17 protein-coding genes and 1 pseudogene are annotated in these 17,762 nt (G+C 57.4%); 7 read left to right on the top strand and 11 right to left on the bottom strand.

Annotation, left to right across the window (positions count from 1 at the left end; genetic code table 11):
- Nucleotides 1-49 precede the first annotated feature (49 nt).
- A complete protein-coding gene (locus ACI2JR_RS12730; RefSeq protein ID WP_462478690.1) occupies nt 50-952 on the top strand; it encodes a 2-dehydro-3-deoxygalactonokinase in 903 nt (300 codons plus the stop codon).
- The gene (locus tag ACI2JR_RS12725) at nt 939-1,556 is read left to right on the top strand and encodes a 2-dehydro-3-deoxy-6-phosphogalactonate aldolase (RefSeq protein ID WP_132729176.1); all 618 of its coding nucleotides are present in this window, start codon (nt 939-941) and stop codon (nt 1,554-1,556) included. Before ACI2JR_RS12730 ends, ACI2JR_RS12725 begins: the two co-directional genes overlap by 14 nt.
- 52 nt (nt 1,557-1,608) lie before the next feature.
- On the opposite strand, the gene uhpT is transcribed toward ACI2JR_RS12725, so the two are convergent.
- The 7 genes from uhpT to rbsK form a co-directional block, all read right to left on the bottom strand.
- Nucleotides 1,609-3,000, bottom strand: a complete 1,392-nt coding sequence (gene uhpT / locus ACI2JR_RS12720; RefSeq protein WP_132729174.1) for a hexose-6-phosphate:phosphate antiporter — start codon at nt 2,998-3,000, stop codon at nt 1,609-1,611.
- 141 nt (nt 3,001-3,141) lie between these two features.
- Nucleotides 3,142-4,470 (bottom strand): MFS transporter, encoded by a 1,329-nt coding sequence (locus tag ACI2JR_RS12715; protein WP_132729472.1) that lies wholly within the window; start codon nt 4,468-4,470, stop codon nt 3,142-3,144.
- Nucleotides 4,471-4,479: 9 nt separating this feature from the next.
- A complete protein-coding gene (gene uhpB, locus ACI2JR_RS12710) occupies nt 4,480-5,961 on the bottom strand; it encodes a signal transduction histidine-protein kinase/phosphatase UhpB (RefSeq protein WP_462478719.1) in 1,482 nt (493 codons plus the stop codon).
- Between the two features lie 17 nt (nt 5,962-5,978).
- Nucleotides 5,979-6,572 (bottom strand): transcriptional regulator UhpA, encoded by a 594-nt coding sequence (uhpA, locus tag ACI2JR_RS12705; protein ID WP_462478689.1) that lies wholly within the window; start codon nt 6,570-6,572, stop codon nt 5,979-5,981.
- Nucleotides 6,573-6,654: 82 nt separating this feature from the next.
- A complete protein-coding gene (locus ACI2JR_RS12700; protein ID WP_462478688.1) occupies nt 6,655-7,668 on the bottom strand; it encodes an aldose 1-epimerase family protein in 1,014 nt (337 codons plus the stop codon).
- Nucleotides 7,669-7,679: 11 nt separating this feature from the next.
- Nucleotides 7,680-8,996, bottom strand: a complete 1,317-nt coding sequence (fucP, locus tag ACI2JR_RS12695; protein ID WP_462478687.1) for an L-fucose:H+ symporter permease — start codon at nt 8,994-8,996, stop codon at nt 7,680-7,682.
- A 27-nt stretch (nt 8,997-9,023) separates the two neighbouring features.
- A complete protein-coding gene (rbsK, locus tag ACI2JR_RS12690; protein ID WP_132729167.1) occupies nt 9,024-9,944 on the bottom strand; it encodes a ribokinase in 921 nt (306 codons plus the stop codon).
- 336 nt (nt 9,945-10,280) lie between these two features.
- On the opposite strand from rbsK, the gene ACI2JR_RS12685 reads away from it, so the two are divergent.
- Complete coding sequence (locus tag ACI2JR_RS12685; protein ID WP_132729165.1) at nt 10,281-11,072, top strand: DeoR family transcriptional regulator; 792 nt, start codon at nt 10,281-10,283, stop codon at nt 11,070-11,072.
- Between the two features lies 1 nt (nt 11,073).
- On the opposite strand, the gene ilvN is transcribed toward ACI2JR_RS12685, so the two are convergent.
- From ilvN to ivbL, 3 genes are all read right to left on the bottom strand, one after another.
- Nucleotides 11,074-11,364 (bottom strand): acetolactate synthase small subunit, encoded by a 291-nt coding sequence (gene ilvN / locus ACI2JR_RS12680; protein ID WP_462478686.1) that lies wholly within the window; start codon nt 11,362-11,364, stop codon nt 11,074-11,076.
- A 3-nt stretch (nt 11,365-11,367) separates the two neighbouring features.
- Entirely contained in the window at nt 11,368-13,056 is a 1,689-nt protein-coding gene (gene ilvB / locus ACI2JR_RS12675; protein WP_132729162.1) for an acetolactate synthase large subunit, read from the bottom strand.
- 101 nt (nt 13,057-13,157) lie between these two features.
- Nucleotides 13,158-13,253, bottom strand: a complete 96-nt coding sequence (gene ivbL, locus ACI2JR_RS12670) for an ilvB operon leader peptide IvbL (protein ID WP_462478685.1) — start codon at nt 13,251-13,253, stop codon at nt 13,158-13,160.
- Nucleotides 13,254-13,840: 587 nt separating this feature from the next.
- Here ivbL and tisB point away from each other — a divergent pair.
- From tisB to emrD, 4 genes and pseudogenes are all read left to right on the top strand, one after another.
- Nucleotides 13,841-13,918 (top strand): annotated as a pseudogene (gene tisB / locus ACI2JR_RS12665) (type I toxin-antitoxin system toxin TisB); the annotation flags it as partial.
- An 89-nt stretch (nt 13,919-14,007) separates the two neighbouring features.
- Entirely contained in the window at nt 14,008-14,454 is a 447-nt protein-coding gene (locus tag ACI2JR_RS12660) for a GNAT family N-acetyltransferase (RefSeq protein WP_132729159.1), read from the top strand.
- 70 nt (nt 14,455-14,524) lie between these two features.
- On the top strand, nt 14,525-15,358 hold the full coding sequence (locus tag ACI2JR_RS12655; protein WP_462478684.1) for an EamA family transporter: 834 nt from the start codon (nt 14,525-14,527) through the stop codon (nt 15,356-15,358).
- Between the two features lie 175 nt (nt 15,359-15,533).
- On the top strand, nt 15,534-16,718 hold the full coding sequence (gene emrD / locus ACI2JR_RS12650) for a multidrug efflux MFS transporter EmrD (protein WP_132729155.1): 1,185 nt from the start codon (nt 15,534-15,536) through the stop codon (nt 16,716-16,718).
- Nucleotides 16,719-16,764: 46 nt separating this feature from the next.
- Here the strand turns inward: emrD and dsdC are convergent, their stop codons facing one another.
- Complete coding sequence (dsdC, locus tag ACI2JR_RS12645) at nt 16,765-17,691, bottom strand: DNA-binding transcriptional regulator DsdC (protein WP_132729154.1); 927 nt, start codon at nt 17,689-17,691, stop codon at nt 16,765-16,767.
- Nucleotides 17,692-17,762: the final 71 nt, after the last annotated feature.

Below are 17,762 nucleotides of genomic sequence, written 5' to 3'. Positions count from 1 at the left end.
TCTCATCCACGGCCTGGCAACAGGCCGTTTTATCCATCAGGAATGCTTGATGTTCAATCTACAAAACTATATTGCCGTGGACTGGGGTAGCAGCAATCTGCGCCTGTGGCTATTCCAGCAAGGTGAAACGATCTGGACCTATCGTAGTCGCGAAGGGGTAACCCACCACCGACCGGGCGCGTTTAAAGAGCTCTGGCTCACCATCCTCTCACGGTGCCCACATCCCCTGGCCCCTGACACCATTGTCATCATGAGCGGCATGATCGGTAGCAATCTCGGCTGGCTTGCCGTGCCCTATATTCCCTGTCCGACATCCGTTTCAGCGCTCTCCTCAAACCTGACGCCGGTCGAAAATGCCGGGCCTTTACCGGTGTGGATTGTCCCCGGACTCCAGCTCAACGGCCCGGAACATTTCAACGTGATGCGTGGAGAAGAAACGCAACTCCTGGGCGCACTGAATGCAGAGAAGTGGTATGTCTTTCCCGGCACCCACAGCAAATGGGTACGCATGGAGAGGGAGTACATCGGTGATTTTCAAACCATCATGACCGGGGAGTTCTTTCACTTGTTAAGCCACTACTCCGTGCTGTCCCAACCACAAGACGGGCATCGGGAAGATCGCCAGGCATTTCTTGATGGCGCGCGACTGGGAGCCCAGGAGTGCTGCCTGTCGCGAGGAACCTTTGCGCTGCGCGCACGTATGCTCTGCGGCGCCCTGCCTTCTGACGCTCTGCATAGCGCCCTCTCTGGCCTGCTGATTGGCCACGAAGTCGCCAGGATGTGCGAGCAATACGCCATTTCCTCCACGGAAAGCGTAGTTCTGGTCGGTAACGATGCGCTACTGGCGCGTTACCAAAGCGTTTTTGCCCTTTTTGGCCTCACCTGTCGCCCCCTCAACGGTGAAGCGGCCTTTCTTAACGGCATCAGGAGACTTCTTCATGATCACACCTGACTCTCTTCCTCTGGTCGCCATCCTGCGCGGGGTAACCCCAGATGATGTACTGGTGCACATGGCGGAACTGTATCGTGCGGGTTTTACGCAGGTAGAGATCCCGCTTAATTCCCCCAGCTGGCAACAAAGTATTGTGCTTGCCGTAAAACATTACGGCGACCGGATGCGAATCGGCGCCGGTACGGTAACCACACCGCGAGAGGTCGCCATATTAAAAGAGGCGGGCTGCGAATTTATCCTTACGCCCAATACCGATATCTCCGTCATCGAGGCCGCGACATCTGCGGGAATGGCCACCTGCATCGGCTGTCTGACGGCCAGCGAGGCGTTGACCGCCCTCAGGCATGGTGCCAGCATGCTGAAGATCTTCCCTGCGGGCGATGTCGGGCCAGGCTATATTCGCTCACTTCGGGCAATACTGCCGTCGAAGACCCGGCTGTACGCTGTGGGTGGCATCACCGCGACAAATCTCGCAGATTATCTCCGGGCCGGTTGTGAGGGGGCGGGATTAGGGAGCGATCTGTATCGTGCTGCACAGTCCAGGACGGAAACCGCGGAAAAAGCGCAGCGCTTCATCCAGGCCTGGCAGGCATATCACGCCTGAAATAAAAAAGCCCGGCATCAAGGCCGGGCAACGTTACCAGAACCTGAAGTCCTCAGGCGGTCTGCAAAGTGCGTTTCTTTTTCTCGCGGCGAATTTTACGTTCTTCACATACCGCCACGATGGCCATCAGGCAGATACAGCCAATCGCGGCCGCATCCAGCGCCGCAAAGGTCCCTGCCCAGCCGGTCAGGCCGAAGATCGGCGTACCGTCGGCAATCATCCCGAGACCCAGTTTGGCAAAGCTGTCGCCAATCAGATAGGCGAACGTCCCTTTGATACCGTCGGCCGCGCCGATGGCTTTCTTCGGCACGAAGCCCACCGCGGCGACGCCGATCAGCAGCTGCGGACCGAAGACCAGGAAGCCTAAAGCAAACAGCGACGCCAGATAGATATACTGGTTGCTGGCATGCTGGTAGACGCCAAGGGTGGCAATGATTAACGCCAGGGCGATACAGGCCACCAGCGCACGGCGGCCGTTCGCCAGATCCGACAGCCAGCCCCACAGCAGCGTCCCGACCAGAGCGCCGACTTCAAACAGGGTAAAGCCCTGAATCGCCACCTCTTTTGACAGCTTCAGCTCCTGGAAAGCATAGACCGTGGACCATTGGTCGATACCGATACGCACCACGTAGAGGAAGATGTTGGAGAAACACAGCAGCCAGATGACTTTGTTTTTCAGCACGTACTCGACGAAGATCTGCCACTTGGTCATGGCGTTTTCTTCGGTTTCTTTATCCTCTTCGCTGATCTCTTCGCCGAACAGCTCTTCGGCGTTACCCAGGCCGTAGGATTCCGGGGAGTCGCTGCCAAAACGCAGGCCGATGAAACCCACAATCAGCGCGATAATCGACGGGAAGATGAACATGCCGATCACGTGACCGTTGAACAAATAGTTGGCCCCGAACAGCGCCACGCCCGCCGCGCCGGCCCCGCCGAGGTTATGCGAGATATTCCAGAAGCCAAGGAAGGTGCCGCGCTTACGACGAGGCGTCCATTTGGTAATGGTCGAGTAGCTGCACGAACCGCCGGTACTCTGGAAGAAGCCGCTCAGCGCATAGAAGGCGATCATCAGGAACAGGCTGGTTGAACCGGCCCCCATGCTGGCGCTGAAGCCCAGCATACAGATGGCGGAGAGGATCAGCATAAACGGCAGGAACTGCTTGGTGTTTTTACCGTCCGCGTAGTAGGACACCACCGTTTTACCCACGCCGTAGGTAATCGAGAAGCCAAGGCCGATCATCCCCAGCTGGGTCATGCTCAACCCGTAGGTGGAGATCATGTCGTTCTGAGCAATGTTAAAGTTTTTGCGGATCAGATACATGGTCAGGTAGCCAATAAAGACCACCAGGTAGGACTGCATGAACGGTTTGAACCACATCTTACGCCGCACGTCGAGCGGCAGATCCAGGGTCGGTTTACGCACCTGGTTTAGAAAGGCCAACATAGGACACTCCGGGCTAATTTTTATACCTGCGAATGGCAGGCATTGTAAAAATCAGCGGCGCGACAGGCCTGAGACAGCGTCCCGACGGAACCGGGAAAATGTCTTAGTTTTGCCCCACTCGGGGCAAAAAGGAGAGGTAGGTCACGCTTCGCTGGCGGTTCTCGGCGCCTGGGCGTTTAAAAATGGCAGCAGCAGCAGGGCGGAAATCCCGGCGGCAATGGCGATGACCACAAAAAAACCGCTCCAGTGCCAGATATCCATCACCTGCGCCAGCGGCCAGCCGGACAGCGAGGCCCCGAGATAGGCAAAGAGCCCGACGAACCCGGTCGCCGCGCCGGCGGCCTCTTTGTGGGAACACTCCGCCGCCGCCATGCCAATCAACATCTGCGGTCCAAAAACGAAGAAGCCGATGGTAAAGAAGCAGGCCGCCTGCATCACATAGCTGGCGAAGGGCATCAGCCACAAACCGCCGACCGAGAGCAAAATCCCGGCGGCAAAAATCAGGTTCATCGGCCCGCGGTTGCCGTTAAACAGCTTATCCGAGCCCCATCCCGCCACCAGCGCGCCGATAAACCCGCCCAGTTCGAACATGGTGACCGCCGAGTTGGCGGTCACCAGATCGACGCCCAGCGTCTCCGACATGTAGAGATTGCCCCAGTCGTTAATCGCCGCCCGCACCACGTAAACCAGCACGTAGCACAGCGACAGCAGCCAGATATAGGGATTCAGGAGCACGTATTTGTAGAGGATCTCCTTACGCGTCAGCCCTGCCCCTTCCTGCTGCTGGGCAATCTCCAGCTCATCGTGTCGCCAGTCGCCCACCGCAGGCAGGCCAAGCGCCTGCGGTCGGTCGCGCAGCCGCCAGCAGAGAAACAGCCCGACGACAATCGCCAGCGTGCCGGCAATCATCATCCCGGCGCGCCAACCGTAGTGCAGCGCCGCCGCCCCCACCACCATCGGGATCAGCGCCCCGCCGACGTTATGCGCGGTATTCCACAGCGCCCACCAGCCGCCGCGCTCGGTACGTGAATACCACGTCGTCAGCAGGCGGGCACACACCGGCGAGCCCCAGCCCTGGAAAAAGGCGTTCAGCGCCCATAGCAGGGCGAAGGCCCACAACGAGGTGGAGAAGCCAAACAGAATGTTGACCACTCCGGTGGCAACCAGACCGAGCCCCATAAAGTACCGGGCGTTGGAGCGGTCGCTGACGATACCGGAGAAAAACTTCGATAGCCCGTAGGTGATGTAAAACAGCGTCGCCAGCAGGCCAATATCGCTGCGCGTCAGCACGTTGTTGGCAAGGATTTCCGGCACCGCGGCGTTGAAGCTTTTGCGCGTGAAGTAAAACAACGCATAGCCCAGCCAGATAGTCAGCAGAATATGGCGCCGCCAGTAGCGATAACGCTCATCCAGCGCCTGTTTATCGGCAACCGGCGCGGCATCAGGCGGGGATTTCAGAAAGCTCAGCATCATCGCTCCTCAGACATAACGTCGCGGCAGGCTAACGCAAACGCGGGTGCCGTGGGTACAGGAGATGGTTAAGGTGCCGCCCAAAGCCGTCACGCGCTCGCGCATCCCGGTCAGGCCAAAGCCCTGCTGCCCGGTGCCCGGCGGCAGCCCGCAGCCGTCATCCTCAAGCACCAGCATCAGCCGTTGATCCTCCTGCCAGCCCTGCAGCGTCACCGCGCTGGCGCTGGCATGTTTGACGATATTGTTCAGCCCTTCCTGACAGACGCGGAACAGGGTCACGCGCTGGTTTTCGCTTAAGGCGGACTCGTCGATGCGCCAGTCGAGATGGCTGACCATCCCGCGATCGTCCAGTTCCATCTCACGCATCAGCGAACGCACCGCCTGTTCAAGGGTAAGATCGTCAAGCTGCCGCGGACGCAGGCGGCCCAGTAGGCGGCGCACCGAGTCGTAGACGCCCAGCGACAGTTGCTCGATCAGCTGGCCGCTCTGTTTGACGCCGCCGTTATCCGGCGCCAGCCGCTGCACAATACCCGCCTGGGTACGAATGGCGGTGATGGTCTGGCCGATATCGTCATGCAGCTCGCGCGCCACGTCCCGGCGCACGCTCTCTTCGGTTTCCAGCAGCCGCTCCGCCAGGCGACGGTTGCGCGCCAGCTCGCTTTGCAGCGACAGGTTCAGTTCGCGCAGGCGCTGAATTCCGGCGCCCAGCAGCAGCCCGGTCAGGCTCTGCGCCAGCAATGAGAGCAGTAAATCCACCGGATGATCGTGCCAGGTCTGGCTGGCGATTAACGCAATGGCATTCATCAGGGCGGCGATTAGCGCCCCCTGCCAGCCGTAATGCCAGGCCAGCGCGATGATCGGCAGGGCCAGACAGAACGGGGTAAAGCGCGACAGTTCAGCGGGCAGCCCCAGCTGCAGCCACAGACTGATGACAAACAGCAGCAGGTACCAGATCAGGTGCCGGCCGCGCCAGTTAACCGGCTGCGAAACCAGCGCGGGCCCCAGCGGCCGCCAGACGGTACTGGTAAGATAATGCCAGATAACCAGGCAGGTCGGCGCCAGCGTCAGGCCGCCGGTCAGGGTCAGCAGCAGCGCGTTCACCCCCTCGCTCGCTTCCCCCATCCACGGCAGAGATTGCAGCAGCGCGGCGGCGATCAGCGCTCCGCCCTGACGCAGCAGGGTAAGCCAGTCGCGCTGCTGCCGGTAGCGAGAGATCAGCGCCACCGGCAGCAGGGTCAGCAAACTACCGATCATCAATATTACCGGATGCGCCAGCGCCACTTCCTGCGCCAGCCAGAAGATTAACAGCCACTCCGCGCCCAGCAGCACCGGCCAGTAGCCGCGCGGGCATTGCAGCATCAGGCCCAGCCTGAGGCCGAAAGGGAACAGCAGGACGGCGAGATCCGCGCGTTCCACCAGGTGCAGGCTGATGCTCCACAGGCAGAACCACGCGGCAGAGAAAATACACAAGCAGCCGACCACCGAAAGCAGCCGGGAGAGCAGCGCTTTCATTGCCAGCTATCGAACATACGCCGCGCCAGCTCAACGTCGTTGCTGACGCCCAGCTTTTCCAGCAGATTGGCGCGATGCACATGCACGGTTTTCGGCGATAGCCCCAGCTCGGCGGCGATCTCTTTCACCGCCATCCCCTGCGCCAGCTTCTCCGCCACCTGCCGCTCGCGCCGGGTGAGCGGATCCTGACGCCCCGCCGCCAGCTTCATGGCGATATCCGGGGTCAGATAACAGCCGCCGGTCGCCACCGTTCTGACCGCGGCGATCAGTTCATCCGGGCTACAGCGTTTGGAGAGAAAACCCCGGGCGCCGGCATTGAGCGCCTGTTCAACCAGCGCCGGGCTGTCGTGAACCGAGAGCATGATGATCCCCATCCCTGTGGGCAGCTGGCTTAACAGCTCGAGGCCTGAAATATCCGGCATCGAAATGTCGCAGATACAGACCTGGACGCCGCGCCCGGGCAGCCCCGCCAGCGCTTCGCGGCCGGAACCAAATTCAGCGACGACCTGAAAGTCGGCTTCCAGCCCCAGCAGCTGCGCAAAACCGGAGCGGACGATAAGATGATCGTCGATAAGGGCAATGGTGGTCATGGCGTTTCCTGGCGGGTAAAAAAACGCGCTTACCTTAACGATAAGCGCGTTGTTGTTCAAGCCTTGAGCAATATTATCCCGCTCAGGCGATACCGGTGGTCACCGAGAAGGTCCGGGTTTGCCGCGGGGCCAGCGAAATCAGGCTACCGTTACGCTGGGCCGCCAGAAATCCCTCCGGGCGGCAGGTGGCAGGCAGCGCAAAGGCGGCAACCTGCTGATCGCCGTTATACAGGATCCAGCGGGTGACGTAATTCAGCTCCGCGCTTGAGAAACGGGTGATGAACGTGGTGCCATCAGGCGCCATCATGCGAAACTCAGGACTATTTGTGTAGCGTTCCAGCTTATCGGCGAAAAAGACGATTTCCGGATCGTAATAGTGCGGCTCGTTCAAGGTGGCGACCGACGCCTCTCCCTGCAGGATGCGCTGATTGAACGCCAGCCACGATTCCGTCGGCTGCACGTGAGCAGGTACCGATTCGCGCAGCGAGAGCGCTTCGTCAGGGATATTCTGACTGAAGGTCGCCCCCGCCACATAGGCATAGTTCATATGGCACATGTACTGCAGCGGCATGGCGACGGAGGCAAGGTTGGTCACCGCCATCTGAATATCAAACAGCGCGCTCGCTTTATGCAATACCACCGCGGGCCGCGCCTCATAGTGATGGCCGAAGCCCATCACATATTCATAGCGCCCCGCCACGCACAGGCAGCCCTCCTCCAGCTCCAGCCAGGCTTCATCCATCGCGGCACAGGCCATTTCGCCATGCAGCGGATGCGTGTCCTGCGGCGACGGGCAGCCATTCGCCAGCAGCCCCGAATGGAAAGCGAAGCAGCCATAGGTAGCCACCACCTCCGTTGCCGGCTTCGGTTCACTGAACATATTGCGCATGGTCAGGTCGCGGCCGTCAAATTCCGCATCCCAGATCATCTGTCCCAGCCAGGGCAAAATCACCAGATGGCCGCGCGCGTTTTCAATCCGCAACCCTTCTACGCCACTGGCATAACGGAAGGCCGTCACCGTAAAGTCATCATTCACCAGCAGCGTACGGGGTTGTTCGCTAAAGAGCTGACGCCATAAAGGTAGTCGTGTGATCATCACTATTCTCCTCAGGAGGCTGTCGCTTCGGTGAGCGCGCGGCGGGCCTTGCGCTCACGCCAGAAGTAAATGCCGACGTAGATAAAGCACAGCATCGGGACCAGGAACGAGACCTGCAGCGAGTGGAACATATCGGCAACAAAACCCTGAATCGCCGGGACCACCGCCGCGCCGATAATCGCCATCACAATCACCGCGCCGGCCATTTCGGTGTGTTCGTTGTCTACCGTATCCAGCGTACCGGCATAGATGGTGGCCCAGCATGGCCCGAACAGGACGCTCACCAGCACCGCCACGTATACCGCGCTAAAGCTCGGGGCCAGGGCCACATACGCGAGGAACAGCGGGCCGATGATCGAGTAGAGAATCAACACTTTTTCCGGCGTGAAGCGGGTCATTAATATGTTGGCGATAAACTTGCCGATAAAGAAGCAGGCAAAGCTGTAGACCATAAACGTCGAGGCATCACGTTCGTTGATATCCCCCAGCACCAGGGCGAGACGAATGGTGAACGACCAGACGGTCACCTGCATACCGACGTACAGGAACTGGGCGACAATCCCGCGACCAAAACGCGCATTGCTGGCCAGATAGCGCAGCGTATCGGCCGCCGAAGGGCGTTTATGGTTCGCCGTTTGCGCGACTTTACAGGTCGGGAAGCGCGTCAGCAGGAACAACACCATCACCACCACCAGTACCATAATCATGTACTTGTAAGGCTCAAGCGTGTTTTCCAGCATCAGAACTTTAAAGCTGTGGATCTGTTCGGCATTCATGCCGGCCATCTGTTTTTCCAGACTTTCACCGTCGGAAAAGACCAGATATTTGCCCAGTAAAATACCGGCAGCCGCGCCAATCGGATAAAAGGTCTGGCTGATGTTCAAACGCAAGGTGGCATGGCTTTTCGGGCCGATCATCGAACTGTAGGTATTCGCCGCCGTTTCCAGAAAGCTCAGGCCGATAGCTATCGCGAAAATCGCCGCCAGGAACATGGTGTAGGTCGCCATGTGCGAAGCCGGGAAAAAGAGCGTACAGCCGACGATGTAGAGCGTCAGCCCGGTCAGAATCGCGACTTTATAGCTGGTATTCTTAATGACTAAAGAAGCCGGAATAGCAATTAAGAAATAACCGCCATAAAATGCACTTTGTACCAGGGCGGAGGCAAAGTTACTCAGTGCAAATACGCTTTTAAACTGCGTGATTAAAATATCATTTAACGCCGCAGCGCATCCCCATAAAGGGAACAAACAGGATAACAAAATAAACTGGAACAGAGGGGTTTTATTCAGATAGCCATCAGGCATCTGAATGATGTTTTTATCGTTCATAGTGCTACCTTTTACTGTGCAGGGTGATTATTCGTTTAACGACAGATATTCATTAAACTGCTCAATACTGGGATAAGATGACTGCGTGCCTTTCCCGGTGACGCTAAATGCGGCAAAGAGGGCGGCTTTTTTCATGGCGAATTCCACATCTCCGCTCTGGACATAATAATGAGCGAAACAACCGATAAAGGCGTCACCCGCTCCGCTGGTATCAACCGCGCTAACTTTAAACGCCGGAACGTGAACCTCCTGAGTGCGGGTCATCCACAGCGCGCCTTTCTCACCCATAGTGACAATAATATTGTTCAGCCCTTTTTCGACGAGACTACGGGCAGCTGTACGAATATTATCGTAAGTATCAACAGGCAGACCGGTTAATATTTCCAGCTCAGTTTCATTGGGCACAAAGAAATCACATTTACAGGCATAAGACATATCTAATTCACGTAATGCTGGCGCCGGGTTTAATAAGACTTCAATACCGTGCTTTTTACCAAATTCAATGGCGTGATAAACGGTTTCGAGCTGAACCTCAAGCTGTAAAACAATCAGCCGGCATTTTTTTAAATCCTCGGCGGCGCGATCGATATCCTCAGGAGAAAGGAATTTATTGGCGCCTTTAATAATCAGGATGCTGTTGCTGGAGTTAGCGTTCACAAAAATAGGCGCGACGCCGCTGCTGGTGCAGGGGACTTTTTCAACATAGGTGGTATTGATACCCCAGGATTCGAGGTTACGAATAGTGTTATCCGCAAAGATGTCATCCCCGACCTTGGTCAGCATCAGCACTTTCGAGTTGAGCTTGGCTGCCGCAACGGCCTGATTTGCCCCCTTGCCACCGCAACCAATTTTGAACGCCGGCGCCTCGAGGGTTTCCCCCTCTTTTGGCATCTGGTTGGTATAGGTGATGAGATCCACCATGTTGGAGCCAATAACCGCGATATCCATTTTACTACCTCTCAGAAACAATCACACAACAATGATATTATAGTAACATTATCATGTTACTTTAGTACCATTTGTGACCATGATCGCGATTGTAGTATCATAAGTTGTTTATTTAGCAACCACGAAAACGCATAGACTCGCAGAGAGAAGAAAAATAAAAATCAAAAAAACAGCCATAATCACCTGAAAATAAAGTTGTTTTAATGATAAAAACGCGATCTATCAGGCTTTTAATTCCGGGTAGTCCACAGTATAGTAATGTGAATGCACTATGTTTCCCTGCGAGTGAAAATGTTACTAAAGGAACATTTGCGAGCTAAATTGCGGAGAGGGTGAATGGAGACCAAGCAAAAAGAACGTATCCGTCGTCTGATGGAACTGCTGAAGAAAACCGACCGCATCCATCTTAAAGAGGCGGCACGCATGCTCGAAGTCTCTGTGATGACCATTCGGCGGGATCTCAGCCAGGAAAATGACGAACCGCTGCCGCTCACCCTGCTGGGCGGCTATGTGGTGATGGTGAACACGCCTTCATCCCCTGCGGCCAGCCCCTCTCTCGCGGCAAAACAGGCCCATCATCGCGACGATTTACCCATTGCCATCCTTGCGGCAGGCCTGGTGAGTGAAAACGATCTGGTCTTTTTTGATAACGGCAGCGAAATGCCGTTGGTCATCAGCATGATCCCCGATGACATTACCTTTACCGGCATTTGCTATTCACATCGGGTGTTTATCGCGCTGAACGAGAAACCCAACGCCACCGCCATCCTCTGCGGCGGCACCTATCGGGCCAAGAGCGATGCTTTCTACGATACCAGCAACCCGTCGGCGCTGGATTCGCTCAACCCGCGTAAAGTATTTATCTCCGCCAGCGGCGTACACGAACATTTTGGCGTCAGCTGGTTTAATCCCGAAGACCTCTCCATCAAACGCAAAGCGATGGATCGCGGGCTGCGCAAAATCCTGCTCGCGCGCTACGCGCTGTTCGACGATGTCGCGCCCGCCAGTATCGCGCCGCTGCCAGCGTTTGATGTACTCGTCAGCGATCGTCCCTTACCGGCAGACTATGCCACGCACTGCCGGAATGGCTCGGTCAAGGTCATCACTCCGGACTCAGAAAGCGAGTAACTCACTCAAAGAAGACGGAAATTTTATTAAACATTGACGGATCGGACTGGTTACGCGCCACCATCTCCACATCTTCAAGCTTTTCAATCTGACTGATCATCTGTCCCAGGCGCTGATCGTCGTTAACCAGCAGCCAGATGCGGCTGTGGCTGCTGTTGTGAATCGGCAAACAGAGAATGCCTTCCACGTTGAACGCACGGCGGGCGAACAGGCCGCAAACGTGGGTCATTACCCCCGGGTGGTTGCGGACGGTAAGTTCCAGAATAACGTTGTCATGAATCTGCTGTTGCATGGTTTATTCCCCCACCATTTCTGTGTTTGCCGCGCCCGGCGGAACCATTGGATACACTTTTTCTTCCGCATCGATACGCACGTGAATCAAGGCTGGACCGGGGCGGTCAATCATCGCCTGCAGCGCGGCCTGCGGGTCAGCTTCATTATTTAAATCACAGGTTTGTAGGCCAAAACCGGCGGCAATCTGCATAAAGTTGATCATCCCTGGATAGGTCGCGGCAAAGACCCCCTGCTGATAAAACAGGCTCTGCTGCTGATAAACCAGCCCCAGCGCTTCGTTGTTCATCAGGATGATTTTTACATCCAGCTGATTTTCCGCCGCGGTGGCCATCTCCTGAATATTCATCATCAGGCTGCCGTCGCCGGAGAAGCAGATAACTTTGCGCTGCGGGTTGGCCAGCGCCGCGCCAACCGCCGCCGGCAGGCCAAAGCCCATCGTTCCCAGACCGCCGGAGGTCAGCCACTGCCGCGGACGGTTCAGCGGATAGGCCTGCGCTGTCCACATCTGGTGCTGACCGACGTCGGTGGTGATAATCGCTTCATCATCAACGCAGGCGGCAACGGCGTTGATCAGGCCGTAATGCGAGAGCGGATCGCTCTCCTGAGGGATGGTAGACGGGAATTCGCGCTGCAGGTCCGCCACCAGCTGACGCCACTCGCTGCGCGGCTGGGACTCAATTTGCGGGATCAGCTGCGCCAGCACTTCAGCAACATCGCCCTGAATCGCCACGTGCGGCTGCTTAATTTTACCCAGCTCGGAACGGTCGATATCGACGTGAATAATTTTCGCATTCGGGCAGAACTGTTCGGTTTTGCCAATCGCCCGGTCATCAAAACGTGCGCCGAGAACAACCAGTAAATCAGACTCTTGCAGAATATAGTTGGTACTGCGCGCGCCGTGCATCCCCAGCATCCCCAGCGACAGCGGATGCGCCTTCGGCAACATGCCCAGCGCCATCAGGGTCATGGTGGTTGGCAGGTTGGCTTTTTCCGCCAGTTCACGTACCTGCTCAGGGGCGTTAATCACCCCGCCGCCCAGATAAAGCACCGGACGTTGAGCGGCATTAATCATCGCCGCCGCTTCGTGGACGCTGGCGCTGTCGAACGCCGGCGCTGCCGTGCGGGTACCGGGCTCCGGCAACCTATCCAGTTCGATGGTTGCCGTCTGCACATCCTTAGGAATATCTATCCACACCGGACCCGGGCGCCCGGACTGGGCGATGCGAAACGCGTCGCTCATGACCTGCGGCAGTTCGGCGATATCGCGGACCAGGTAGTTGTGTTTGGTGATGGGGATAGAGATACCGTAGGTGTCGACTTCCTGGAACGCATCGGTGCCAATCATCGAGGCGGGAACCTGGCCGGTAATGCAGACCAGCGGGATCGAGTCCAGACGGGCATCGGCGATGGCGGTGATCAGGTTGGTGGCGCCCGGGCCGCTACAGGCCATACAGACGGCAGGTTTCCCCTCGGTACGCGCCATACCCTGGGCGATAAAGCCCGCTCCCTGTTCATGCCGCGCCAGCACATGGCGAATCTGTGTGCTTTGGCTTAAGGCATCATAGACAGGAAGAATAGAGCCGCCCGGGATACCCGTAACCGTCGAGATCCCCTGACGCTCCAGTAAATGAACAACTAACTGCGCGCCGGTAAAGCGCATTTTTTCTGCGGTTGTGCCCGAACTTGCCATGCTCCAGTCCTTTTATTCTGAGCCGACTTACCGGGCGAGGGTCGAAAAAAAACCCCGCTCGGTTTGCGCCGGCGGGGTTTGGAATCGTGTTGTTCCGGACCCTACGGCGCATTGCCGACGACGACCACCACACGCACGACGACCACCGCGGCAGGCGCGGTTTTTAGTAGGGTCGAAGTCAGAATGGAAGCGCTCATTAGGGACCTGTTGTGTCGAAAAATTAACTGAATTTATACAAACACAGCTGCCGCCATTACACAATGGATTTATTTTCAACCACGAGGATTTGTGTGCAGCATCACAATTTTTAGCCCAGCGGCGAACAATAGAAAAACCCCGCCGGAGCGAGGTTTTTATCAGCATGTTCACGGCTGGTAACCGCAAGTACACTGTATTACGTCAACGCTGCAAGTATACGCGCTCAGGGATATTCACGCAATTTTCACCACGGTTTTTGCCGAATTAGAGTATGGCGCGCGGGTGCGATTTTGTCCAGAAAACACTGTTTATTTATACAGTGTATGTTTATACTGAAAGCGTTCACTTTGTGCCATTCGGGGCCGCAAGTTGTACCGGCGCAATGAAGTCCTGGCTGAAACGGGTGGTGCCGTCAGTGCCTTAACCCCGAGAGAGCACACTGTGTTACGTCAACAAATACGCTAATGTCTTCTGGCCGCGGCAACGCGTCCAGCAGGCGGCGTATACCCCGACTGGCAACAGGCAGCGGAAAGGTACGCCAGCGGGTCGTGCTCCTCTACCGGAGGAGACGCGTATGGGCGCAATGGATATTATTGTTCTTATCCTGAAACTCATGGTTGCCGCGTTGCAACTACTTGATGCCGTCCTGAAACAGCTGCGCTGATTCAGGTTCAAGTCGCACCTGAGAGGGGCGGGAAACCGCCCCTCTACAGGCGGTGCCTCTTTACCTTATGCTGACTTGCCGGAGAAAACATGCCGCCGCTGTTGATTGCCACGACCACCCCGCACGATCCCGGCTTTCCCGCTCTGCGCCGCGAAAGCCTCGATCAACATTTCAATATGCTGCGTCGCCTGGCCGAGAACTGGCAAAGCGGGAAAAACCGCTTCAATGCCCCGGGTGAAAAACTGTTCGGCGCCTTTGTTGCCGGGCAGCTGGTCGGGATATGCGGGCTGAATATTGATCCCTTCAGCCCGCAGCCGCGCGCCGGGCGTATCCGTCATCTTTATATCAGCGAAGCCTACCGTCGGCAGGGGATCGGGCAACAGCTGCTGGTGACCGCGATCGCCCACGCCGGCATGTGGTTCGATTTTCTCAACACCCATGCGCCCCCCGCAGCCTGGCCGTTTTATGAAACGCTCGGTTTTCGCCCGGTGTATGACGAGCCAAAAGTCACCCACCGTCTGTTCTGTTCGCTGTAAGCGCGACTGGCTGGCAGAAAATACCCATGTTACAGTTCCAGGACACTGCCACTCACCGTACGCGCCCGCGATGTCGATAACCGTTTTCTGCGTTCTGCTGTTCGCCGCCCTGCTGCATGCCAGCTGGAATGCAATCGTCAAAGCGAGCGGCGATAAGCTGTATGCCGCCATTGGGGTGAGCGGTTCCGCCGCGCTTATCGCGCTGGCGCTGCTGCCCTTCGCCCCACAGCCCACATTAGCCAGCGCCCCGTATCTGGTGCTGTCCAGCGCATTGCAGGTGGTGTACACCGTTCTGGTCGCCAAAACCTATCAGGTCTCGGATATGAGCCAGACCTATCCGCTGATGCGCGGCACCGCGCCGCTGCTGGTGGCGGTGATTAGCGTCGCTTTCCTCGGCGACCGGCTATCAGTCCTGGCGTGGATGGGGATTGGCGTGATCTGCCTGGCAATCCTCGCCATGGCCTGTAACGGCCGGACCAGCTCTCGCCGTGGCATCGTCCTGGCGCTGATCAACGCCTGTTTTATCGCCGGCTACACCCTGGTGGATGGTACCGGCGTGCGGCTGTCTGGAAGCGCGCTGGGCTACACGCTGTGGTCCTTTTTTATGAACGGCTTCTGTTTGCTGAGCTGGGCAATGGTCGTCCGACGCCAGCAGGCCAGCCGCTATCTCCGTCAGCACTGGCAAAAAGGGCTGCTCGGCGGCCTGGGGACGATGGGCTCCTACGGCCTGGCGCTGTGGGCGATGACCCAGGCGCCGCTGGCAGTGGTGGCTGCGCTGCGCGAGACCTCTATTTTATTCGGTGCCGTCATCGCTTTTATCCTGCTGAAAGAGAAGGTCATGGCTCTGCGTGTCGTTGCCGCCTGCGGTATCGCGGCGGGTGCGATCCTGCTGCGTCTGTCCTGATGCCGGATGGCAACATTAGTTGCCGATTATCGTTTACAAAACCTGCCTGAAACCCCCTACCAATCCTCGCCAAATGGTTGTTCTGTCATTTTTATATGGTAGATTCCTCCATCGTTTACGGCATGTGCCAGTCACATATTCTTATTTTACCTCTACTCACAAAGTATTCATCGACATGAAACGGCATAAAAACTTCACTTTGTTGTTGATGCTGGTACTGCTGGTGGCCGTTGGCCAGATGGCGCAGACCATTTATATCCCGGCGATCGCCGATATGGCAGTATCGTTAAACGCCCGCGAGGGGGCGGTACAAAGCGTGATGGCAGCGTATCTGCTGACCTATGGCGTCTCGCAGCTTTTTTACGGCCCGCTCTCCGACCGCGTGGGCCGACGCCCGGTGATCCTCATCGGGATGTCCATTTTTATGCTGGCGACGCTGGCAGCCATCACTACCCATAGCCTGACGGTGCTGATTATCGCCAGCGCCATCCAGGGGATGGGGACCGGCGTAGGCGGGGTGATGGCGCGAACTCTGCCGCGCGACCTGTACGAAGGCGCACAGCTCAGACATGCCAATAGCTTGTTAAACATGGGGATTTTAGTCAGCCCTCTGCTGGCGCCGCTGATTGGCGGGGTGCTCAATACCGTGTGGAGCTGGCGGGCCTGCTACGCTTTCCTGCTGATACTGTGTGCTGGCGTGACCTTCAGCATGGCGCGCTGGATGCCGGAAACCCGCCCGCAGGGCGCACCGCGTACCCGGCTGGCCACCCGTTACAAAACGCTTTTCGGCAATACCGCGTTCAACTGCTACCTGCTGATGCTGATTGGCGGTCTTGCCGGCATCGCCGTTTTTGAAGCCTGTTCCGGCGTACTGATGGGCGCGGTGCTGGGCTTAAGCAGTATGGCGGTCAGTATTCTGTTTATTCTGCCGATTCCGGCGGCCTTCTTCGGCGCCTGGTTTGCCGGGCGTCCGCATAAACGCTTCCCGACGCTGATGTGGCAATCGGTGATTTGCTGCCTGCTGGCCGGGATTATGATGTGGATCCCGGGGCTGATGGGTATCATGACCATCTGGACGCTGCTGGTGCCCGCGGCGCTGTTTTTCTTTGGCGCCGGGATGCTGTTCCCGCTGGCGACCAGCGGGGCAATGGAGCCCTTCCCGTTCCTCGCCGGGACGGCGGGGGCGCTGGTGGGCGGCCTGCAGAATATCGGTTCCGGCGTGCTGGCCTGGCTGTCGGCAATGCTGCCGCAGACCGGTCAGAGCAGCCTCGGTCTGTTGATGATGCTGATGGGATTGCTGATTCTGCTGTGCTGGCTGCCGCTGGCCTCACGCTTTAGCCGTCACCAGCAGACGGTGTAAACGCCCGGATCGCGGCTTACGTCTTATCCGGGCAGCGCCGGAAACATTACTGCGCCAGCCCTTGCAGCCAGCGAATAAAGGCATCAATTTTTGGCCACTGACGGCCCGCAAGGGTCGTCACGTAGTAATGCTGATGGCACTTCAGGGTCATCTCACCAAAAGGCGCGATCAGCTCTCCGCTGGCAAGGCGCTTTTGCACCAGCCGTTTACGCCCCATCGCGACACCAACATGGTTCATCGCCGCAATCACCGCTAAATCGGAACGATCGAAGCCAATACCCGATGATTGCGGTAAATTCACCCCGAAATGCTGCGCCCAGCTAAACCACTCATCGGTACCGGAGTCGTTGCTCCAGGCCTGACGGTCATGCAGCAGAGTGCAGTGCTGCAGGTTATCGGGATTCTGCTGCAGCTGATGCTGGCGGGCATAGTCCTGGGTGCAAACCGGCACAATCGCCTCATCCATCAGGAAGTGATGGCTCAGTTGCGATGAAGGCAGATCGTCAAAATAGATTGCCAAATCGATGCCCGCCCGCTGCATGTTCACATTATCGTTGCCGGTCAATACGGTTAGCGAGATGGCGGGATAACGACGGGTAAAATCGCCTAACGCCGGTACCAGCCAGCATTGGGCGATTGACGGGCGCGAGTAAACGGTCAGCGTGCCGGACAGCTCCTGGTTTTTGATATCCAGTATCTCCTGATTCAGGCTGTCCAGCGATGACTTCAGCGCCCAGAAAACCCGCCGCCCTTCATGAGTTAATTCCACCTTGCGATGAGAACGGACAAATAGCTGAATGCCCAGCTCCTCCTCCAGCTGATTAATGCGGTGGCTCACCGCGCTGGGCGTCAGCGACAGCTCCTGCGCCGCCAGCGCGAACGACTCGTGCCGCGCGGCGACCTCAAAGGTGTACAGCTTCGACAGCTGCCAGCCGTTCAGCAGCCGGTTACCGATCTCTTTTAGCGCATCCATCGTCCGCTCCCCTCATTTTATTCCCGTCGATTGTAAGGAAAATGGCCGCCTCATGCTGGCTTAAAGATGAT

Origin of the sequence: Klebsiella sp. NPDC088457, assembly GCF_044900465.1 — a bacterium.
In the GTDB taxonomy this organism is placed as follows: Bacteria; Pseudomonadota; Gammaproteobacteria; order Enterobacterales; family Enterobacteriaceae; genus Klebsiella.
The sequence above is the reverse complement of the archived record's forward strand: the minus strand, read 5'-3'. Positions and strand labels throughout refer to the sequence as shown.

Coding starts and splice junctions, on each gene's coding strand:
- ACI2JR_RS12700 (WP_462478688.1), bottom strand. CDS start 7,668: ATGATCACACGACTACCTTTATGGCGTCAGCTCTTTAGCGAACAACCC.
- ilvB (WP_132729162.1), bottom strand. CDS start 13,056: ATGGCAAGTTCGGGCACAACCGCAGAAAAAATGCGCTTTACCGGCGCG.
- ACI2JR_RS12730 (WP_462478690.1), top strand. CDS start 50: ATGTTCAATCTACAAAACTATATTGCCGTGGACTGGGGTAGCAGCAAT.
- fucP (WP_462478687.1), bottom strand. CDS start 8,996: ATGAACGATAAAAACATCATTCAGATGCCTGATGGCTATCTGAATAAA.
- uhpA (WP_462478689.1), bottom strand. CDS start 6,572: ATGACCACCATTGCCCTTATCGACGATCATCTTATCGTCCGCTCCGGT.
- rbsK (WP_132729167.1), bottom strand. CDS start 9,944: ATGGATATCGCGGTTATTGGCTCCAACATGGTGGATCTCATCACCTAT.
- ilvN (WP_462478686.1), bottom strand. CDS start 11,364: ATGCAACAGCAGATTCATGACAACGTTATTCTGGAACTTACCGTCCGC.
- ACI2JR_RS12685 (WP_132729165.1), top strand. CDS start 10,281: ATGGAGACCAAGCAAAAAGAACGTATCCGTCGTCTGATGGAACTGCTG.
- dsdC (WP_132729154.1), bottom strand. CDS start 17,691: ATGGATGCGCTAAAAGAGATCGGTAACCGGCTGCTGAACGGCTGGCAG.
- emrD (WP_132729155.1), top strand. CDS start 15,534: ATGAAACGGCATAAAAACTTCACTTTGTTGTTGATGCTGGTACTGCTG.
- uhpT (WP_132729174.1), bottom strand. CDS start 3,000: ATGTTGGCCTTTCTAAACCAGGTGCGTAAACCGACCCTGGATCTGCCG.
- ACI2JR_RS12660 (WP_132729159.1), top strand. CDS start 14,008: ATGCCGCCGCTGTTGATTGCCACGACCACCCCGCACGATCCCGGCTTT.
- ACI2JR_RS12725 (WP_132729176.1), top strand. CDS start 939: ATGATCACACCTGACTCTCTTCCTCTGGTCGCCATCCTGCGCGGGGTA.
- ivbL (WP_462478685.1), bottom strand. CDS start 13,253: ATGAGCGCTTCCATTCTGACTTCGACCCTACTAAAAACCGCGCCTGCC.
- ACI2JR_RS12715 (WP_132729472.1), bottom strand. CDS start 4,470: ATGCTGAGCTTTCTGAAATCCCCGCCTGATGCCGCGCCGGTTGCCGAT.
- ACI2JR_RS12655 (WP_462478684.1), top strand. CDS start 14,525: ATGTCGATAACCGTTTTCTGCGTTCTGCTGTTCGCCGCCCTGCTGCAT.